Genomic DNA, 19,231 nt, shown 5'->3' with positions numbered 1-19,231 from the left:
GCCCGGGTCCGCCGGCCGGCCGGCGGACCGGCGGACCGGGTGGGGGTTCAGGAGGGCGTGGCGACGCCGCAGGCGGCCGCGCCCTCGCACACGGAAGCGGTCTGCCCGAGAGCCACGCCGTTGTTCCGCAGCACCTCGCGCAGGTCCAGGATCAGCGGGAAGATCTCCCGGTTCTGGTCCTCGCCCTGCTCGTCCCAGGCGCGCTGCTCCGCCTCGACGGCCATCCGGTCCTCGGCGAAGACCCGCTCGGTGAAGCGCCGGATGACCGGCCAGGCCAGGTTCAGCGCCGCCGTGAACCGCGGCTTGCGGATCATCAGCATCCCGTGCACATGGCACACTCGCTGCGCCGCGTCCACCGGCACGTACGCCGCCCACAGCGAGAACGCGGGCTCGGTCGCGCCGTCGGGGAGCAGCTCCAGCGTCTGGTACGGGTAGCCGGTGCGGATGGTGAGGACGTCCGGAGCACCGCCGCCACCGCCGAGGCCCTCCGCCGACAGCAGTCCGGCGCCGCGGTCCTTGCGCCCGCCGCCGGAGGTGAACCGGTACCGCGCCTGCACGAACCCCGGGCCGCTCTCGTAGCCCAGCAGCTCGGGCTGGATCTTGCCGAGGACGCCGCGGTGCAGGAACTGGTGGTTCATGTCGAGGAGGTTCTCGTGCATGAAGGTGTAGTGGCAGCGCACCGTGCGGGAGTAGCGCATCACCTTGTGGGTGGCCGAGTGCGCCAGCGCCAGGTCCGGCATCGGGGTCGTGGCGGCCCTCGCCGGATCGCCGGGAAAGACGAACACCAGGCCGGCGGCCTCGCGCGTGGGGTAGGCGCGCACGCTCCGCGGCGGCCGGCCGGTCTCCTTGCTGAGGTAGGGGATCTGCGAGATGCGGCCGTCCCCGCGGTAGGCCCACGCGTGGTAGCAGCAGCGCAGCGACTCACCCTCGACGACGCCCATGCTCAGCGGCACCTGCCGGTGGGCGCACCGGTCCTCCAGCGCGGAGACCGTGCCGGACGCGGCGCGGAACACCGCGATCCGCCGGCCGGCGAACGAGGCGGCGACCACCTTGCCCTCGGGGACGGTCCTGGACGGGACGACGGGGTACCAGAAGTCCGGATCGATGCCGACGCGCCGCAAATCGGCCGGCAGCGGCGTGCGGCCTTCGTCCTCTGCGAGTGCTGACTCGATCAACGTCCCTCTCCTCGCGGCTGGCCGGCGTCCCGAAGTGCCTCGGACCGTGACATCCAGCCTGTGCGGTCGGTGCTGCGGCGGCGACTCCGCCGCAGCATCCGGGGGACACCGTGGAGCGGCCCGTCGTGCGGGGCCGGCCGGGCCGGGGGAGCCTGAGGGCATGCGCCGCGCCGCCCCTCCCGCCGTCTCGCCGCCCGCCCCCGTCCCGGGCCCGCCCGCCCCGGCACCACCGCCCTCCGGAGGTGCCGGTGCCGCCCGGTAAGAAGGTGCCGCCGGGTAAGAAGGGGAAGGCGCGCGGGCCGAACGGCGCTCCGGACGTCGAGGCCGCGCTGGACGACCTCTACACGACCCCGCCGTCCGCCTTCACCGCCCGCCGGACGGACCTCGCCGCCGAGGCCAGGGACGCCGGCAACGAGGACGACGCCCGGCGGATCACCGGGACCCGCCGGCCGACGCTCGGCGCCTGGGCCGCGAACCTGCTCGCCCTGTCCCGCCCGGAGGAGAGCCGCCAGTTCCTCGAACTGGGCCGGGCGCTCCGCGAGGCCCACCGCACGCTGGACCGGGCCCAGCTCAAGGAGCTGTCCGCCCGGCAGTGGCGCATCATCGCGGCCCTGGCGGCGCAGGCCGTGCAGCTCGCAGGAGAGGCGGGGAACCGGCTCTCGACGGCGGTGCAGCGCGAGGTGGAGTCCACCCTGCGCGCGGTGCTCGCCGACCCGGACGCGGCCGAGCGCTGGGCGGCCGGGCGCCTGCAGAGCACCCTCACCCCGCCGTCGACGCTGCCGGGCTCGGCCGTCCCCCCGGACGCGGCACCGGACGCCGCCGGCCGTCCCCGTGGCAGGACCACCGGTGCCGGGCCGAAGGCCGCGACGTCCCGGCAGGACGCCGCCGCCCCCGCGGCGCGGGACGACCTCGCCGAGCGCCGCCGCGCCCGGGAGGAGCGGCTGGCACGGGCCCGCGAGGAGGCGAAGGCCGCCGACGACGAGGTGCGCGGGCAGCGCAAGGAGGTGTCGGCGGCCGAGCGGGCGCTCGAGCGCACCCGGTCCGGGCGGGAGCGCGGACAGCGGCAGGCCGACGCCGCCGAGGAGCGGCTGCGGCAGACGCGGGCCGACCTCGACCAGGCGGACCAGGATCTGCGGGAGGCCGAGGAGCGGCACCGGGCCGCGGCGGACGGTCTCGCGGGGGCCGAGCGCACGGCGCGGGACGCCGCTCGCGAGGTGGAGCGGCCCACCGGCCGCCGCAAGAAGTGACATGCTGTCACATCACCCGTGCGGCGGGGCTGCTGGCGACGGACGCGCGGCGCGGGCCCTCAGACCTGGGCGGCCCGGTCCCGGACACCGCCTCCCTGCGGGCCGAGGCCGCGCGCACTGCGCTGCTGGGCCTCGCGCACGGCCTCCTCGGTGCGGCCCACCACGGCTGTGTTGTCGTCGGCCGTGATGATCGGGCGCTGGATGAGGATCGGATGGTCGGCGAGCGCCTCGATCCACCGGGCGCGGGCCCGCGCGTCGCGCTCCCATGTGCTCATGCCGAGGCGCTCGGCGGTCTCCTCGCCGGTCCGGGCGATGTCCCAGGGCTCCAGACCGAGCCTGGTCAGGACCTCCTCGAGTTCCCGGACCGTCGGCGGGTCGTCCAGGTAGCGCCGCACGGTGTACTCGGCGCCGTCCCCGTCCAGGATCGACAGGGCCGCGCGGCACTTCGAGCACTGCGGGTTGATCCAGATTTCCACGGCATGTTCCCTCGGTCGCTGGGGCTTCGTCTCGTTCGGGCCTGGGCGGCCGCCGGGGCGGCGCGGGGACGCGCCCCGGCACACACTACGGCCGGGACCGGGCACGTGTTCAGCGCCGCGGACGGGGGTCGCCCACTTGCCTGACGGCCGTCCGCGGCCCGCCGCGGAAGCACGGGCGGACGGCGGAAGGACGTGGTCAGCGGCTCAGGACGGCCCGGGCGGTCGCGATCGCCTGCTCGCCGTAGCCGCGGCCGAAGAGCACGGTGTGGACCAGCAGCGGGAAGAGCTGGTGCAGCCCGACCCTCTCCCGCCAGCCGGGGGCGAGCGGTGCGACCGACTGGTAGCCGTCCACGATCTCGTCCAGGTAGGGGCAGCCGAACAGCCGCAGCATCGCCAGGTCGCTCTCGCGGTGCCCGCCGTGCGCCGCGGGGTCGATGAGCCAGGCGCGGTGGTCGTCGCCCCACAGCACGTTGCCGTTCCACAGGTCGCCGTGCAGCCGGGCCGGAGGTTCCGCGGGCCCGGCGAGATCGGGGAGCCGCGCGCAGACCTCCTCCACGACGGCGGCCTCGACGCGGCGCAGCGTGCCCGCGTCGACGGAACCGCGCAGGTAGGGCAGGATCCGCTGCTCGGCGAACCATCGCGGCCAGCTGTCGCCGGGGACGTTGCGCAACGGGGCCAGCCCGATGTACGCGTCCTCGGAGCCGCCGGGAGGTGCGGCGCCGAACGCCGGTGCGCCCGCGGCGTGCAGGGCGGCCAGACCGGCGCCGAACGCGGTCGCGGACTCCCGCGTGGGGCGGCCGCCGGGGACCCGCTCGGTGACCAGCCACGAGGTGTCGTGGCCGTGCACCTGAGGCACGGCCACCGCGCCGGCGTCGGCCAGCCAGCGCAGCCCCGCCGCCTCGGCCCCTACCTCGCGGGCGTCGCGCCCCCGCTTGACCATGACGGTCCGCCCGTCGTCGAGCCCGGCCTCCGCGAGGGCGCCGGACAGCGCTCGCACGTGGGTGACCGTTCGCCCGGTGAGCCGGGCCGCCGCGGTTCCCGCGTCGTCTCCGTCTCCGGCCGCCCGGCCCGGCGTCATGACGGGGACTGCTCGCGGACCCGGGCGATCAGGCCCGGCATGGCCGCCTCGACCTGGTCCAGCACCTCGTCGAAGCCGTCGGGGCCGCCGTAGTACGGGTCGGGCACGTCGAGGTCGCCGGCGGCGGGGTCGAAGGACCGCAGCAGCCGGACGCGTGACGGGTCGTCGACCATCCGGCGCAGGGCCGCGAGATGGCTGTGGTCCATGGCCAGCAGCAGGTCGGCGGCCAGGTGGTCCGGGCCGACCTGGGCGGCGACGTGCTCGACGGGGTACCCGCGACGGGCCAGCAGCGCGCCGGCCCGCTCGTCGATGCCTTCGCCGACGTGCCACGGCCCGGTGCCGGCGCTGGTGACCCGGACGGTGTCGTCGAGGCCCGCGCGGCGCAGGTACTCGGCGAAGACCAGGGCCGCGGTCGGCGAGCGGCAGATGTTCCCGGTGCAGACGAAGCAGAGGTGCACGGGCTCAGCCTAACCGTGCGCTTGGCCGGGCCGGGGCCTCGCGCGGTCGGGCCGCGGGCACGGGCTCGGTCGTCCACCGGTGGGCGGTCCGCACCGGACTTCGGTGCCCGCTGGAGGTGTCACCTCGCCGTGCGGGCCCGGAACGCGCTCCTGCCCGACCGGGTGCCAGGCCGCCCCGCCCAGCTTATGGGCGAGATTCGTGCCGTCCGCCATGGAACGGGAGTTGATTCCGTACCCCGTGGGCCGTCGGACCGTTCAGCGGTACCGCTGCTCCCGGGCGAGGCCGCGATGACCGGGACGAGGCCGGCGCCCGGGGGCGCGCCGGTACGCGCTCCGGTCGTTGCCCCTGCACCGGCCGGGCCGTACCGTCCGCGGTGAGATGTCCGGCGGGAAGGGCGGGTGCGGGATGCAGGACACGGCACCGGGCACGACGGACACCGCGCGGCCCGACGCGTGGACCGCCCTGGTGACGGTGGACCAGGAGGCCGCCGCCCACCTGCCGGGCCGTCAGCGCCGAGCGCTGAACCAGGGGCTGGCCCTCATCACGCTGACCGCGGCCGACTGGGATCTGATCGGACGGTCCCTGGCGGACGCACCGGACTCGGCCACCAGCCTGGACCGCTTCATGGCGGCCGTGATGCGTTCGGCCGGGTTCCCCGAGAGCTACGCGGCGCCCGTGCTGTTCATCGAGATCCAGGGCGACCTCCAGTCGAGCGTGCTGTTCGCCGACCGCAGGGTCGTCGCCTCCTTCGCCCGGGCGCATTCGGGGCCGGACGGCCCGGTCAACCACGCCTTGCGCCGGCTCGGCGTGGACCGTGGAGCCCACCCGGACGAGAGTGCGGCCCTGGGACTGCGCGGGCCGTGACCGGCCGCGGGCGGAGGCCCTGGTCCCGGCGCACCCCGGCGCACACCGGCATGGTGGACGGCCGTCGTACGCTGCTTGTATGGAGACCAGTGCGCCCCTCGCCGCCACCGAGGCGTTCGAGGGTGTGGTCGGGCTCGTGGGCAGGGGCGGGGTCGTCGTGCTGAGCGGCGCGGGCCTGTCCACGGAGTCCGGGATTCCGGACTACCGGGGAGAGACCGGCCGCAGCCGCAAGGGCGTGCCGATGACCTACCAGCAGTTCACCGGCAGCGCGGCCGACCGCCGGCGGTACTGGGCCCGCAGCCACCTCGGCTGGACCACCATCGCGGGAGCCTCGCCGAACCCGGGTCACCAGGCCGTGGCGCGCCTGGCCCACGCGGGGTTCCTGACCGGGATCATCACCCAGAACGTCGACGGGCTGCACGGCGCGGCCGGGACGCCCGACGCGGTCGAGCTGCACGGCAGCCTGCACCGGGTGGTGTGCCTGGGCTGCGGCGACCGCACCTCGCGGCGCCACCTGGACGAGCTGCTCGACCAGGCCAACCCCGGCTTCCGCGGCGCCTCCGCCCAGGTCAATCCCGACGGTGACGCGGACCTCCCGCTGGAGCGCGTCGCGGCGTTCCGCACGGTCGCCTGCCAGGTGTGCCGCACGGGCACACTCAAGCCGGACGTCGTCTTCTTCGGCGAGAGCGTTCCCAAGAACCGGGTGGCCCGCTGCTTCGAGCTGGTCGACGCCGCGTCCGCGGTACTCGTCCTCGGCTCGTCGCTGACCGTGATGTCCGGGCTGCGGTTCGTGCGGTACGCGGCCAAGCAGGGCAAGCCGGTCGCCATCGTCAACCAGGGCCCGACCCGCGGCGACGACCTGGCCGCGCTCCGCGTCCCGCACCCCCTGGGCGCCGTCCTGTCCCGCCTCGCGGCCCGCCTCGGCGTCTGAGCCGCCGCGGGCCGGCCTGCGTCACATCGTCTCGACGAGCCCGGCCCGCCACTCCGGCGCGGGGTCCGATCCGAGCTCGCTCCAGTACTCGCGCCCGGCGGCGATCCTGCCGTCCCGGACCGTCCAGAACGACGCCACCCGGTGCACGCCCATCGTCTCGTGCGGCACCTCGACCTCCGACACCACCTCATTCCCCTCCGCGACCACCCGCAGGACCCGGATCGACCACCCCTCCGGATACTCCGCGTTGATCCGCAGGTAGTTCTCCCGGCCCACGATCCGCTCGCCGCTGACCGGCCACTCCACCACCAGGTCAGGAGCCAGCACCTCGCCCACCCCGTCCCAGTCCCGCGCCTGCATCCGCGCCCACAACCGCCGCACCACCTCTGCCGTCTCCATGGTCCGCATGCTGCCGGCCGGCACTGACATCCGTCCGAGGACGGCGGCGGAACGTGCGACCGTTACCGGCCACCTGCTGCCGGAGACCTTGGCGCTTCCCGTCCCCGCTGCTACCTTCACCCCGGCAGTTGGGATGACAACGTTGCCAGAGCTGGCAGCGCTGCCGCCGCTGCCGAGGCACGTTTCGCGTGACGGACCAGCCGAAGACGACGAGCTCTGAGCTCGGAGGGGAGAGCGTCCATGCGCAGACACGCAACGCTGATCGGGCTGTTACTGGGGGCGATGGCATGCCTCGGCATGCCCGCGACGGCCACAGCGGCCGGCCCGGCGGAGAGCGGGGCCACGGCGGCACAGGACGGCGCCAGTTGGGTGGGCACCTGGTCGGCCGCCGCCAACGGCGGTGTGAGCGACAGCGGTTACGCGGGCTACACCATCCGCAACCTCGTCCACACCAGCCTCGGCGGCGGCCGCGTGCGGGTGAAGCTGTCCAACGCCTTCGGCACCAAGCCCGTGCTGTTCGCGCACTCCACCGTCGGCCTCCAGCGCCTGCCCGGGAACGCCGCGATCGCCCCCGGCACCCTGCGCGACCTGACGTTCGGCGGCAGCCGTGCCGTCACGGTCCCGGCCGGCGCCGAGATCTACAGCGATCCCGTCGACCTGCCGCTCGGCGACAGCGCCGATCTCTTCGTCACCACCTTCACGCCCGACCCGTCGGGGCCGGTCACCTACCACGACCTCGGCGTGACCACCTCGTACTACTCCACCGACGGGACCGACCACGCCGCCGATCTCACCGCGGGCGGCCTGCCGTCGACCACCGGGGCGTGGCACTACGTCACCGAGGTCGACGTCGCACCGGCCAGTGCCCAGGCCGGTGCGGTCGTCACCCTCGGCGACTCCATCACCGACGGCTACCAGTCCACGCCCGGCGCCGACCACCGCTGGCCGGACCTGCTGTCGGCCCGGCTGCGCGCGCACGAGGGGCCGGCCGCCGGCTTCGGAGTCCTCAACGCCGGCATCAGCGGCAACCGCGTGCTGCTCGACGGCGCGGGCGTCCGCGCCACCGCCCGGCTCGACCGCGACGTCCTCCAACGGGCCGGCGCCCGCACGGTGATCGTGCTGGAGGGAATCAACGACATCCAGCAGACGCCGCACCAGCTCGACCCGAACCAGATCATCGCCGGCCTCCACCAGATCGCCGACCGCGCCCACGCCGCCGGACTGCGCGTCCTCGGCGGCACGATCCTGCCCTTCGAGGGCTGGGGCACGTACGACGCCTCGGAGGAGGCCGCGCGCCAGGGCGTCAACGACTGGATCAGGACCAGCGGCGTCTTCGACGCGGTCGTCGACTTCGACGCCGCCATCCGGGACCCCGCGGATCCCCACCGCATGCTGCCCCGCTACGACAGCGGGGACCACCTGCACCCCGGGGACGTCGGCTACCAGGCCATGGCGGACACCGTCGACCTGGCCGCCCTCGGCCACCCGGGCCCCGTCCACCCGGCGCCGCCGGTTCCGCCGCGGCGCTCGCTGACCGTCGCCGTCGCACCCCAGCAGACGGTGGCGATCGCCGGGCGCGCGGCCGACGTGGCCTTCACCTCCCGCGCCTTCGTCCAGGCCCCCGGCACGGTTCACGGCACCCTCGACGTGGCCCTCGACGGCGTCCACCGGCAGAAGGCCTTCAGCGTGATCAGCCAGGGCCGTTACGCGCAGCTCGACCTCACCGACGACGTGCCCGTGCCCGCCTCCACCGCCCCGGGAACGCACGACGTGACCTTCACGATCCGCACCGACGACGGACGCACCGCCACGGCCGTCGCCACTCTCGACGTCGAACGCATGGGCTGCGCGCAGGCCGACGACGCCTGTGCCCTGGACCTCGGCGGCGCCTACGACCGCGACTCCATCGCCTCCGCCGCGCACCCGGACGACGGCAACTTCGACGGTCTCGGCTGGAGTTACGCCGCGGAGACCCTCCCGGCCGCCGGGCCCGCGGTGCTGGCCGGCACCCCGTTCACCTTCCCGACGGGTGCCGACGGGGCGCTCAACTCGGTGACCGCGCACGGCCAGTCGCTGCCCCTGCCGGGCCTGCGCGCCGGCGGACTGCGCGTGCTGGGAGCGGCGAGCGGCGGCGCGGTGGACGACGTGGCGACCGTGACGTACACCGACGGCTCCACCGCCTCCGTGCCCGTGCACTTCAGCGACTGGGCCGCCGGTCCCCAGGCCGGCGAGGACGTGGCGGTGGCGGCGCCCTACCGCTACCGCGCCGGAGCCGGCCGCGACGGGCCGGCGGTCGACGTCTACGCCCGGACGATCCCCCTCGACCCCGCCCGGACCGTCCGGTCCATCACCCTCCCGGACCAGAGCCGCCTCAAGCTGTTCGCCCTGACGCTCCAGCAGACGCACTGACCACCGGTACTCCCGGAGGCCCTGAAGGCCCCGGGCGACGCGGGCCGTACCGCCGCGCCGCCCGGGGCCCTCGCGTCTCCGCGCCTGCTGCCCGGCGGATGTCCGACGGTGTGCCACGCCCGGACGGGCCGTGACGGTGACGGTGTCCGAGCGGACCTCTACGCTCGGCGATCAACTGAGCCGCTGCTGTTGCTGTCACAAGGGGGACGTCATGAGTTTCGACCTCGGGGTGTGGTTCGAGGAGGTGCGCCCGGAGCGGGCCGCGGCCGCGGAGACCTACCGGCGGCTGTGCGAGGGAGAGGCAGGCGCCGTCCAACCCGCGGCCGGCGTCGCGGAGTTCCACGCGGCACTGGTCGCGGCCTTCCCGGAGCCGGCCGACGACGACGCGGCGGGGGCGTCGCCCTGGTCGGCGGGTCTGTCCGCGGGGGACGGGTACGTCCTGATGGCCATGGGCTTCGGCCACGTGGACGAGGTGGCGCCCCGGGTGGTCGAACTGGCCGGCGAACACGGGCTGCTGTGCTTCGATCCGCAGGCCGGCGTCGTCCACGCACCGCCGGCCCTGCGCGCGCCGAACGCGCTGCGGCTGCAGTCCTGCGCGGGGCTTCCGGTGGCCGACCCCGACCTGGAGACGGTCGAGGGCGCGGTGCGCGGGCTCGCGGACGACAACTGGTTCGTCATCCTGGAGGCCGGGGCCGGCCGTTTCGTCCAGGCCGGGGTCGGTGCGTCCGCCGGGGTCGCGGAGGGCGGCTTCGCGGTCGAGTACCGCGACGGCGCCCCGGAGCGGCACTACCGAGCGGAACTTTCCGGCACGGAACAGGTCGTGTCGCTGTTCGCCGACTTCGCCGCTGCTCCGGCCACCCGGCCCGCCGGAACCGCGTGGGAGCGGCTGTTCGGCTGAGTCCTCAGGGCCGACGGTGGGTGCGTAAGGCGACCGCACCCGCCACCGCCGCACTGCCGAGGCCCAGCAGCACCAGCGCCGTGCCGCGCGAGCGGTACACCCCGACGGCACAGCGGGACTCGCTGGAGAAGGCCGAGACCAGGCTGCGGTGCGAGGCCAGCGACAGCAGTGACAGCGACGAGCCGACGGAACCTGCCGACAGCCAGGATCCGACCGACCCGATCGACAGCGCGCTGCCCACCGAACCGATGGAGAGGACGGAGCCCACGGAGCCGATCGACAGGAACGAGTCCTTCGACCACAGCGAGAGGGAGGAGCCCGAAGCAGAACCGAAGCGGGAACGGGTCATGCCCCCATTCTGCAAGCCGCCGCGCCCGGCCCGGCCGCATGCGCTCCGGCGCGTCACGCCCTCCGGTGCGCCAGGTCTGGCCGTTCGGTGGGTCCTTTGGTGCGTCATGTCTGGGCGTTGGGTGGGTCTTGCGGTGCTTCAGGTCCGGCGGTTCGGTGGGTCGTCCGGTGCGTCAGGCGCTTCGTGCCTCCGGGGCGGGAACCGACTCCGCCGCGATCCCGCGAGCCCGCAATCGGCGGGCCAGCCGCTCGACCTCGGGTCGTGTCCCGGCGTACGTCCGGTCGGGCACGCTGCGGGCCGCCGTCCGGGCGCCCTCCAGGTCCAGCGCCATCTCTTCGCGGAGCACGCGCATGACCGCCACACGCGGAGCCGGCCCGGTGCCGTCCACCCGCAGGAGCGTCGGCCCGTGCCCGGTGAGCGACTGCTCGCGCCGTTCGGGCGGTGGCTGCCCGGGGCCGCAGGCGGCGACCGCGAACCCGCAGGCGGCGCAGGCCGCTTCGACGTCCCAGCGCAGACGGCCGTCCGCCAGGGCCTGGACGCCGGAGCACCGCGTGTCCGCCCCGCAGTCGGGGCACCTCTCCGTGTAGCGCACGACTTGGACCACGATCGGATCCTCGTCCATCCCCACCCCTCCGTCGCCGACAACGATCATGGCCGGGTCGCGGACCAGTGGACGCTGTTCGCGGCTGCCGTGGTGGGGGGCGCCGCGCTCGCGGGTGCGCCAGACGGGGGATCCGAGGCCTTCCTGGGAGGAGTCCGGCTGTGAGGATCGGACCGGCCCGGGCCGCCGCGGCCGACTGGGTCGCTCGGCACGCCCGGCACGAACCCGGCTTCCGGGGCGCGTACTTCAGCGGATCGACCGTCGGCATGCCGGACGACGCCGAACTGGCACCGTCTTCCGACGTCGACGTGGTCGTCGTGACCGCGCGGGAGAATCTGCCGGCCAAGCCCGGCAAGTTCCGCCACGACGGCGTCCTGCTGGAGGTCAGCCACCTGCCGTGGGCCGAACTCGCCTGCGCCGAGGACGTCCTGGCGTCGTACCACCTCGCCGGGAGCTTCCGGCACGCAGGGGCCGTCATCGCCGATCCCACCGGTCACCTGCACGCTCTGCACGCGTCGGTCGCGCCGCGCTTCGCCCGACGCCCCTGGGTGCGCCGCCGATGCGAGGACGCGCGCCGGCGCGTCGAGACCCGGCTCGCGGCACTCGACCCGGCGGCGCCCTTCCACGAGCAGGTCAACGCCTGGCTGTTCCCGACGGGCGTCACCTGTCACGTGCTGCTCGTCGCGGCGCTCCGCAACCCCACCGTCCGCCTCCGGTACCGCGCCGCCCGCGAGGTCTGCGCGGACTACGGGCACCTGGACACCTACGAGGACCTGCTCGGTCTGCTGGGCTGTGCGGACCTGTCCGCGCAGCGCGTCCGGCGCCATCTGCGCGCGCTCGCCGTGACGTTCGACGCCGCCGCCGAGGTGGCCAGGACGCCGTTCTTCTGGCGCGGCGACATCACGGCCGGTGCCCGCGCCGTCGCGATCGACGGCAGTCAGGCGCTGATCGACTCCGGAGACCACCGTGAGGCGGTGTTCTGGATCGTCGCCACCTTCGCCCGCTGCCACACCGTCCTGGCGACGGACGCACCCGCGCTGCACGAGACCTTCGAACCCGCCTTCCTCTCCGCCGTCGCCGACCTCGGGATCACCTCACCGCACGACCTGCGGACCCGGGCGGCCGCTGTCACCCGATATCTGCCCGAACTGTGGGCCACCGCGGAGGAGGTGCTGGCCAGGAACCTCGAAGTCACGCCGTAGCCGCAGGAGGTTGCCCGCGGGCGGAGCGGCCGCCGGGCGGGATCGAAGGCCCGTGCGGGTCAGAACGTGCCCGCCACCAGCCGGACCGGGCGGCCGTCCAGCGCCTGGGCGAACCATTCCACGAACGCGGGAGTGAACTCCGGCCAGTTCCAGAACTCGAAGCGGCCGGCCTCGTCACCGGGTCGCGGCACGTGCCCGATGCCGTGCACGAGCCCGGCGACGTGCAACCCCTCGTCGCATGCGGGCAGCGTGCCCGCCCGGCCCGAAGCGGTCGGGTACGCACGGTGAGGTCCCGGAGCCGCGGCCTGCGGGCCTCCCCGGCCGTGCACGGGGGCTACCGCCCGGCGGGAGAGGGGACAACCGCGTCCCGCGTCCCGCATCCCGCCGGGAGACTACCGTCTTGACCCTCACACCGTGTCAGGCGCTGGACTCGGAGCCATCATGTTCACCATCGGAGACTTCGCCCGGCACGGCCGCGTCTCGGTCCGCATGCTGCGTCACTACGACGCGATCGGACTGCTGCGGCCCGCCCACGTCGACCCCGCCACCGGCTACCGCTCCTACACCGCGGACCAGCTCACCCGGCTCAACCGCGTCATCGCGCTCAAGGACCTCGGCTTCGGCCTCCGGCAGGTGCGGGACATCGTGGAGGAGAAGGTCACCACGGAGGAGCTGCGGGGCATGCTGCGGCTGCGGCGGTCCGAGCTGGAGACGGCGATGACCGCGGCGGCGTCGCGGCTGGCGCAGGTCGAGGCGAGGCTCCGAGCGATCGAGAGTGAGGGGCACATGCCCACCGACGACGTCATCATCAAGAAGGTCCCGGCCGTGCGGGTGGCGGAGCTGCGTGCGACCGCCGCGAGTTTCGCGCCCGAGCACATCAGCCCCGTCATCGGGCCTCTGTACGACGAGCTCTTCCGGCTGCTCGGCGCGGCGGGCGTCGCCGTGACCGGTCCCGGCATCGCGTACTACGAGGACGACGCGGCGGGGGACGGCCGGATCACCGTGCACGCCGCCGTCCAGGTCTCCGCGCCCCTCCAGGACGGCGACGTCACCGTGCTCGATCTGCCGCTCCTCGACCAGGCGGCGACCATCGTGCACCGCGGCTCGATGGACGCGGTGGTGCCCACGGCGCAGGCGCTGGCCCGCTGGATCGACGGGAACGGTTACCGATCGGCCGGATACCCGAGAGAGATCACCCTGGAGTGCCCGGAGGACCGTGACGCGTGGGTCACGGAGCTGCAGGCGCCGGTGAGCCGGGCCTGACGCGTCGGTTCACGGCCGGTGACCGGGGGCCGGGGGCTTTCGCGGCCCTCGGCCACCCGGCCGCACTTCGTCGGGCCCCTGCCGCTGCCGCAGGCCGACGCGGGCGCGGAGGGCGACCGGGTCACTCGGTGAGGACCAGCCACTTGCGGCCGTCGATCAGCTCCCGGACGGCGTCGAGGTGGCCCGCGTGGCAGGCGGTCTCGGTGATGACGTGGAGGAGCACGTCCCGCAGGTTGTCCAGGAAGGCCGGGCCGAAGAGGTCGGCGGGCCACCAGGCGAGCGGGGACTCCGGCGACGCGGAGGCGACGACGGCGTCGGCGAGGGCCGTTTCGCGCTGGTAGAGGCCGAGGACCTCGTCGGCCTTCACCTCGGGGCCGACGTGCCACGGTTCTTCGTGGTCCGTGGTCGCCCAGGTGACGACGTCGGCCTCGCCGGCCACGACCCCGCGGAACCAGAACTGCTCGACGTCCAGGGCCAGGTGACGGACCAGGCCGAGGCAGTTCCAGCCCGACGGCAGTACCGGCCGGTGCAGTGCCTCCTCGTCGAGTCCCTCGAGAATGGTCCGGATGTGCCGCCGCTGCGCGTTCAGGACCGCCAGCAGCGCGGTGATCTCCGGGCCGGTCTCCGGCTGCGTCATCGCTTCTTCCTCCCCCGTCGCGGGCCCGGAACCCGGGCCGTACCCCCTCCTCGACAGCCGCCCATTCTGCCTGCCCCCATGCTCTCTGTCACCAGCCGGCCATCGCGGAGCACGCCCGCGGCCGGCCGCGAGGGACATGGGACCGCGCCGCGTACCCGAATTACCGGGATTACCCGGGCTGCGCCCTTCTCGGACTCCTTCGGTCCGCCGCCGCCGACCACGCGGGGCGCCGCATACGCGACCTCACTCCGTCCAGGTGATCTCGAAGTAGCGGACGCGTTCGTCCTGTCCGGCCGGCCGCATGCCGGCGGCCGTCATGACGCGGTGCGAGGCGACGTTGTCGAGATCGGCGTCGCCCTTCACGCGGCTGACGCCCTGGGCCCGGGCGAAGTCCAGCAGTGCGCGCAGGGCTTCGGAGGCGTAGCCCTTGCCGCGTTGCGATGCCACGAGGCCGTAGCCGATCGTGACACTGCCGCTCGCGTCCGCGGGGCCGTGGAAGCCCACGCCGCCGATCGCCCGGCCGTCGTCACGGCCGCGGATCTCGTAGTTGCCGAAGGGCCCGGGATCACCGCTGTCCGCGCAGGCGCCCAGCAAGCGCTTGGCGGCCAGCACATCGCCCTCGGTGGGGTATCCGGGCGCCCAACCGGCGCCGTCGCCCGGTTCGCCCGCCACCACGCGCTCGGCCTCGTCCGCGGTCATCGGATGAAGGACGAGCCGCGCTGTCACCAGTTCACCCATGGCACGGAGGAGTACCACGCGATGCGATCCGGCCGCACCGGGTTTTCCACCCGGGCCCGACCCGCGCGCGGCACCGCCTCCGCCCTGCCCGCGCCCCCGCCCCCGCTCTGCTCGCCACCCCGTCCCCCCTCCCTCCCCACACCGCCACCCGGCACGGAGGGCCAACCACATGAGTGGCGCAGGCTCTTGACACCCAACAGTCCGAAGAGAAAACATCGGATGCTGATTCTTGACAACGTTGTCGGGCATGAAGGGCAGATTCAGTGTCAGACAGATCCTCGCGGCGGCCGGGCCGCACCCGCATCAGGCGGGGCGCCGTCGCCGCGGCCGTGGCGGCGGCCACCGCGCTGCTGGGGCTGGGAGTGGGAGCCGCTCCCGCTTCGGCCGGAACCACGGACAGCGCCGCCTCCGGCGCCGTCAACGACCCCGCCTCGTACGTCAACCCGCTCATCGGGACGTCGAACGCGGGCAACACCTACCCCGGTGCCGTCACCCCGTTCGGCATGCTCGCCTGGAGCCCGCAGAACTCCACGGGCCGGCAGACCTCCACCCCGGCGCCGGGCGGCTACCGCTACGACGCCACGAAGATCCGCGGGTTCAGCCTCACCCACCTCAACGGCGTGGGCTGCTCGGGCGCCAACGGCGACATCCCGATCATGCCGTACGTCGGCGACGTCGACTCCTCGCCGACCTCCGACTCCTCGGACGCCAAGTACGCCAGCACCTTCTCGCACGCCAACGAGACGGCCCAGGCGGGCTACTACAAGGTCGGTCTGGACAGCGGCGCGACCGCCGAGCTGACCACCACCGCGCGCACGGGCACGGGCGAGTTCGGCTTCCCCGCCGCCAAGCCCGCCAGCATGCTCTTCCGCACCTCGAACTCCGAGAGCGGCAGCACCGCCGCCGACGTCTCGATCGACGCGGCCGCCCAGACGGTCACCGGTTCGGTGAGCGCGGGCAACTTCTGCGGCCCGCAGAGTGCGAACAACCGCCACGACGTCTACACCCTGTACTTCACCGCCCACTTCGACACGCCCTTCGCGAAGGTCGGCACCTGGACGGACGGCACGCTGAACGCCGGGTCGACCAGTGCTTCCGGCGGCACGGGCTACTCGTCCAGCGGCAACCCGGTGGCGGGCAAGGGCTCCGGCGCCTACGTGACCTTCGCGTCCGGCACGCAGCACGTGCAGGCCAAGGTCGCGATCAGCTACGTCAGCGCGGCCAACGCGGAGGCCAACCTCCGTGCGGAGAACCCGCCGCAGCGCTCGTTCGACTCGGTGCGGGCGCAGGCCGCCGCCGAGTGGAACCGCGACCTGGGCCGCATCCAGGTCGGCGGTGGCACCGACGACCAGCGCGCCACCTTCTACACCGCGCTGTACCACTCGATGCTGGAGCCGACGCTCACCAGTGACGTGGACGGCCGTTACCTGGGCGGCGACCGCAAGGTCCACCAGCTCGCCAAGGGCCAGCACGCCCAGTACGGCACCTTCTCCGGCTGGGACCAGTACCGCGCCCAGGTGCAGCTGCTGACGATGCTGCAGCCGGACGTCGGCAGCGACTACGCCCAGTCCCTCTTCAACTACGCCGACCAGCGCGGCGGGGAGTGGGACCGCTGGCTGCTGGAGAACGGCAAGACCAGCATCATGTCCGGCGACCCGTCGGACGCGGCCCTGGCCGGCATCTACGCCTTCGGTGGACGCGACTTCGACGTCAAGGGCGCCCTGGCGTCGCTGGTCAAGGCCGCGACCGTGCCGACCGCCAACGACTCCGACAGCTCGGGCTGCAACGTGGAGTGCGTGGGCCAGCGCCCCGCGCTCGACAAGTACCTGCAGCTGGGCTACGTCCCGGCCGACAACTGCCACTGCTGGGCCGGCGCCGCGGAGACCCTGGAGGACGCCGCGGCCGACTTCGGCATCTCCGAACTGGCCCGCCAGACCGGTGACCACGCGGTGGAGAAGCAGTTCCGTGACCGTTCGGGCAACTGGACCAACGTCTTCGATCCGCACGCCACCGCGCAGGGCGGCTACATGCGCGACCGCAAGTCCGACGGTTCGTGGTCGGGCGCGACGTTCAGCCCGGGCACCGGCAGCGGCTTCGTCGAGGGCACCAGCGCGCGCTACACGTGGATGGTGTACTCCGACATCGCGGGCCTGGCCCAGGCGATGGGCGGGAACAAGGCGGCCGTCGCGCGCCTCGACGACTTCTTCCAGAAGCCCGACGGCACGTTCGACTTCTCCGCGAACGACGCGACGAAGTACGACCCGACCAACGAGCCCGACATCAACGCGCCGTACCTGTACGACTACTTCGGCGCACCGTACAAGACGCAGCAGACCGTCCGTGCCGAGACCGACGGCCTGTGGACCAACACCCCGGGCGGCATCCCGGGCAACGACGACGCCGGCACCATGTCGTCCTGGTACGTCTTCTCCGCGCTCGGCATGTACCCGCAGGTCCCCAGCCGGGCCGAACTGGTGCTGTCCGCCCCGATCTTCCCGCACGCGGTGATCAACACCGGGCTGGGCAAGAAGATCACGGTCAACGCGCCGGGTGCGTCCACGCAGAACATCTACGTCCAGAGCCTGCGCACCGACGGCGCCACGTCGCAGCAGCCGTGGGTCCCGGCGTCGTTCGTCACGCACGGCGGCACCCTGGACTTCACCCTGGGCAGCACGCCCAACACCGCCTGGGGCAGCGCCGCCAAGAACGCGCCGCCGTCCTTCCGCGACGGTGAGGCGCCGTTCTTCGCGGCCACCGACCCCGGTCAGGTCAAGATCGAGCCGGGCCACTCGGCCTCCACCTCGATCGAACTGTCCACGCTGGGGGACGAGAAGACCACCGTCCGCTGGAGCGCGGCGGCCCCGGCCGGCGTCACCGTCTCCCCGGCCTCCGGTGAGCAGACGCTCCGCGCGGGCGGCAGCGCGACCGTGCCGCTGGCGGTCTCGGCCGCGGCGGACACCAAGGCCGGTGTCTACACGATTCCGCTGACCCTGGCATCCGCCAACGGCAGCACCGTGCCGAAGGCGTGGCTGTCGGTGACGGTGGGCGTGCGCGGCACCATCACCTGGTACGTCAACAACGCCGGCATCTCCGCCGACGACACCAACCCGGCGGCCAACTTCGACGGCGGCGGCTGGAGTTACTCCGCCAAGGCGCTGGCCGCGGCGGGCGCGGTGCCCGGCGGGACCATCAAGTCCGGTGGCTTCGACTTCACCTGGCCGCAGGTCACCCCCGGCGCCCCGGACAACATCCAGGTCGGCGGCGGCGACCAGGTCCTCGACCTGAGCGCGACGTCGTCGGGTGCGACCCAGCTGAGCCTGCTCGGCAGCGCCAGCGACGGCACCAGCACCGGCACCGTCACCCTGACGTACACCGACGGCACCACACAGCAGGCGGATATCGGCTTCAGCGACTGGACGCTCGGCGGCGGTTCCCAGCAGCCGTCGTTCGGCAACGTCGTGGCCGTGCACACCACGTACCGCGACGTGATGGGCGACAGCGTGGACCCGGTGGGCACCGAGGTGTTCGCCACCGCGCCGATCGCGCTGCAGGCCGGCAAGCAGCTGGCGAGCGTGACCCTGCCGGCCACCACGCAGGGCGGCGACATGCACGTCTTCGCGGTGGCCACCGCCTGATGAGATGAGCATGGCGGCCACCGCCGACGCGGCGCCGGTCCCTCGCGGGGCCGGTGACCGTCCGAGGCGGTGGCCACCCGCAGGACCCGGGGCGCACCCCGGACCGGCGACCCCCGTCCGGTCCGTGGTGCGCCCCGGCGTGTTCAGCCGGGCAGCGTGCCCGTGGTCAGGCCGGCTTCCGCGCCGCCCGGCACGCCCCGCACGCTCACCCCGCCGGCGTCCTTGCCGCCGGGGAGGCCCGGCACGCCCGGGACCCGCACCGTCCTCGCGCCCGTGCCGCCCGTGCCGCGCGTGACGATGACGACGCGGCCGCCCTTGCCCTTTCCGGCTGGCGGCAGCGCGGGCGGCTTCGGGCAGCCCTTGTTCAGCTTGGCGCCCTTCACCTCCTTGCCGTTGACGTAGACCTTGCCGCCGGCCACCTCGACGGTGATCCGCGCCGGCTTCCCGCCCGGCTTCGGCAGGGGCAGCCCCTCCCCGGGCGCCGGAAACGGCAGCGCCGTGCCCGGCGCGCCGGGCTTCGCGGGCCGAGCCGCCTTGCCGGGCTTCCCGGGCCGGACGCCGGCCGGGTCCCGGACGAAGGCGCACACGACGATCGGCCCGCTGGCCGGCTTTCCGTTCTGGGCCGGCAGCTGAGCGGTCGCCGACGAGGCTCCCGCGGTCGAGGCGGTCGAGGCGGTCGGGGCGGGCGTGGCGGCGCCGCTGGACGACGCGGCCACCACCCCGCTCAGGCCTAGGCCGGCGGTGAGGACGGCACCCACCACCATCCTGTTCTTCTTCATGCTGTGGTCACTCCCGTTGATGGACCAGCCATCGCTCGGTTGCGCAGATCGGACGATCTGACGCCTCGCAGCCTCACCGGACGTGCCTGAA

19 protein-coding genes are annotated in these 19,231 nt (G+C 74.1%); 8 read left to right on the top strand and 11 right to left on the bottom strand.

Annotation, left to right across the window (positions count from 1 at the left end; genetic code table 11):
• Positions 1 to 47 precede the first annotated feature (47 nt).
• Positions 48 to 1,175, bottom strand: coding sequence for an aromatic ring-hydroxylating oxygenase subunit alpha (locus tag K7862_RS14560; RefSeq protein ID WP_262413137.1), 1,128 nt, complete (start codon positions 1,173 to 1,175; stop codon positions 48 to 50).
• Between the two features lie 248 nt (positions 1,176 to 1,423).
• On the opposite strand from K7862_RS14560, the gene K7862_RS14555 reads away from it, so the two are divergent.
• Entirely contained in the window at positions 1,424 to 2,422 is a 999-nt protein-coding gene (locus tag K7862_RS14555; protein ID WP_308011988.1) for a hypothetical protein, read from the top strand.
• 59 nt (positions 2,423 to 2,481) lie between these two features.
• Here the strand turns inward: K7862_RS14555 and K7862_RS14550 are convergent, their stop codons facing one another.
• From K7862_RS14550 to K7862_RS14540, 3 genes are all read right to left on the bottom strand, one after another.
• Positions 2,482 to 2,898, bottom strand: coding sequence for an arsenate reductase family protein (locus tag K7862_RS14550; RefSeq protein WP_222962983.1), 417 nt, complete (start codon positions 2,896 to 2,898; stop codon positions 2,482 to 2,484).
• Positions 2,899 to 3,094: 196 nt separating this feature from the next.
• Positions 3,095 to 3,976, bottom strand: coding sequence for a fructosamine kinase family protein (locus K7862_RS14545; protein WP_222962982.1), 882 nt, complete (start codon positions 3,974 to 3,976; stop codon positions 3,095 to 3,097).
• Complete coding sequence (locus tag K7862_RS14540; RefSeq protein ID WP_222962981.1) at positions 3,973 to 4,434, bottom strand: low molecular weight protein-tyrosine-phosphatase; 462 nt, start codon at positions 4,432 to 4,434, stop codon at positions 3,973 to 3,975. The genes K7862_RS14545 and K7862_RS14540 overlap by 4 nt, the downstream gene beginning before the upstream one ends.
• 406 nt (positions 4,435 to 4,840) lie before the next feature.
• On the opposite strand from K7862_RS14540, the gene K7862_RS14535 reads away from it, so the two are divergent.
• Entirely contained in the window at positions 4,841 to 5,299 is a 459-nt protein-coding gene (locus K7862_RS14535; protein WP_222962980.1) for a hypothetical protein, read from the top strand.
• Positions 5,300 to 5,378: 79 nt separating this feature from the next.
• Complete coding sequence (locus K7862_RS14530; protein WP_222962979.1) at positions 5,379 to 6,230, top strand: NAD-dependent protein deacetylase; 852 nt, start codon at positions 5,379 to 5,381, stop codon at positions 6,228 to 6,230.
• Between the two features lie 21 nt (positions 6,231 to 6,251).
• On the opposite strand, the gene K7862_RS14525 is transcribed toward K7862_RS14530, so the two are convergent.
• A complete protein-coding gene (locus tag K7862_RS14525) occupies positions 6,252 to 6,629 on the bottom strand; it encodes a nuclear transport factor 2 family protein (RefSeq protein ID WP_222962978.1) in 378 nt (125 codons plus the stop codon).
• 240 nt (positions 6,630 to 6,869) lie between these two features.
• Here K7862_RS14525 and K7862_RS14520 point away from each other — a divergent pair, with 240 nt between their 5' ends.
• The gene (locus K7862_RS14520; RefSeq protein WP_222962977.1) at positions 6,870 to 9,038 is read left to right on the top strand and encodes an SGNH/GDSL hydrolase family protein; all 2,169 of its coding nucleotides are present in this window, start codon (positions 6,870 to 6,872) and stop codon (positions 9,036 to 9,038) included.
• Positions 9,039 to 9,249: 211 nt separating this feature from the next.
• Positions 9,250 to 9,936 (top strand): hypothetical protein, encoded by a 687-nt coding sequence (locus tag K7862_RS14515; RefSeq protein ID WP_222962976.1) that lies wholly within the window; start codon positions 9,250 to 9,252, stop codon positions 9,934 to 9,936.
• A gap of 4 nt (positions 9,937 to 9,940) precedes the next feature.
• On the opposite strand, the gene K7862_RS14510 is transcribed toward K7862_RS14515, so the two are convergent.
• Positions 9,941 to 10,285: a hypothetical protein gene (locus tag K7862_RS14510; RefSeq protein ID WP_222962975.1), complete on the bottom strand. Its 345-nt coding sequence runs from the start codon at positions 10,283 to 10,285 to the stop codon at positions 9,941 to 9,943.
• A gap of 172 nt (positions 10,286 to 10,457) precedes the next feature.
• Positions 10,458 to 10,907: a hypothetical protein gene (locus tag K7862_RS14505; RefSeq protein WP_222962974.1), complete on the bottom strand. Its 450-nt coding sequence runs from the start codon at positions 10,905 to 10,907 to the stop codon at positions 10,458 to 10,460.
• Between the two features lie 140 nt (positions 10,908 to 11,047).
• Between K7862_RS14505 and K7862_RS14500 the strand changes: the two genes are divergently transcribed.
• Positions 11,048 to 12,088 carry a hypothetical protein gene (locus tag K7862_RS14500; RefSeq protein ID WP_222962973.1) on the top strand — a complete coding sequence of 347 codons (1,041 nt, stop codon included), beginning with the start codon at positions 11,048 to 11,050 and terminating at the stop codon, positions 12,086 to 12,088.
• A 59-nt stretch (positions 12,089 to 12,147) separates the two neighbouring features.
• Here the strand turns inward: K7862_RS14500 and K7862_RS37560 are convergent, their stop codons facing one another.
• Positions 12,148 to 12,279, bottom strand: coding sequence for a hypothetical protein (locus tag K7862_RS37560; RefSeq protein WP_262413136.1), 132 nt, complete (start codon positions 12,277 to 12,279; stop codon positions 12,148 to 12,150).
• A gap of 250 nt (positions 12,280 to 12,529) precedes the next feature.
• Between K7862_RS37560 and K7862_RS14495 the strand changes: the two genes are divergently transcribed.
• The gene (locus tag K7862_RS14495) at positions 12,530 to 13,351 is read left to right on the top strand and encodes a MerR family transcriptional regulator (protein WP_222962972.1); all 822 of its coding nucleotides are present in this window, start codon (positions 12,530 to 12,532) and stop codon (positions 13,349 to 13,351) included.
• A 121-nt stretch (positions 13,352 to 13,472) separates the two neighbouring features.
• Here K7862_RS14495 and K7862_RS14490 read toward each other — a convergent pair whose 3' ends face one another.
• Together K7862_RS14490 and K7862_RS14485 are read right to left on the bottom strand one after the other, a co-directional pair.
• Entirely contained in the window at positions 13,473 to 13,988 is a 516-nt protein-coding gene (locus K7862_RS14490; protein WP_222962971.1) for a DinB family protein, read from the bottom strand.
• 243 nt (positions 13,989 to 14,231) lie between these two features.
• Positions 14,232 to 14,726 carry a GNAT family N-acetyltransferase gene (locus tag K7862_RS14485; protein ID WP_222962970.1) on the bottom strand — a complete coding sequence of 165 codons (495 nt, stop codon included), beginning with the start codon at positions 14,724 to 14,726 and terminating at the stop codon, positions 14,232 to 14,234.
• A gap of 263 nt (positions 14,727 to 14,989) precedes the next feature.
• On the opposite strand from K7862_RS14485, the gene K7862_RS14480 reads away from it, so the two are divergent.
• Positions 14,990 to 18,361: a GH92 family glycosyl hydrolase gene (locus K7862_RS14480; RefSeq protein WP_308011987.1), complete on the top strand. Its 3,372-nt coding sequence runs from the start codon at positions 14,990 to 14,992 to the stop codon at positions 18,359 to 18,361.
• Positions 18,362 to 18,504: 143 nt separating this feature from the next.
• On the opposite strand, the gene K7862_RS14475 is transcribed toward K7862_RS14480, so the two are convergent.
• Positions 18,505 to 19,140 (bottom strand): hypothetical protein, encoded by a 636-nt coding sequence (locus K7862_RS14475; protein WP_222962969.1) that lies wholly within the window; start codon positions 19,138 to 19,140, stop codon positions 18,505 to 18,507.
• Positions 19,141 to 19,231 lie beyond the last annotated feature (91 nt).

It is taken from the genome of Actinacidiphila acidipaludis (genome assembly GCF_019890725.1).
Lineage (GTDB): Bacteria > Actinomycetota > Actinomycetes > Streptomycetales > Streptomycetaceae > Actinacidiphila > Actinacidiphila acidipaludis.
This window is presented reverse-complemented; position numbering and strand designations above follow the sequence as displayed.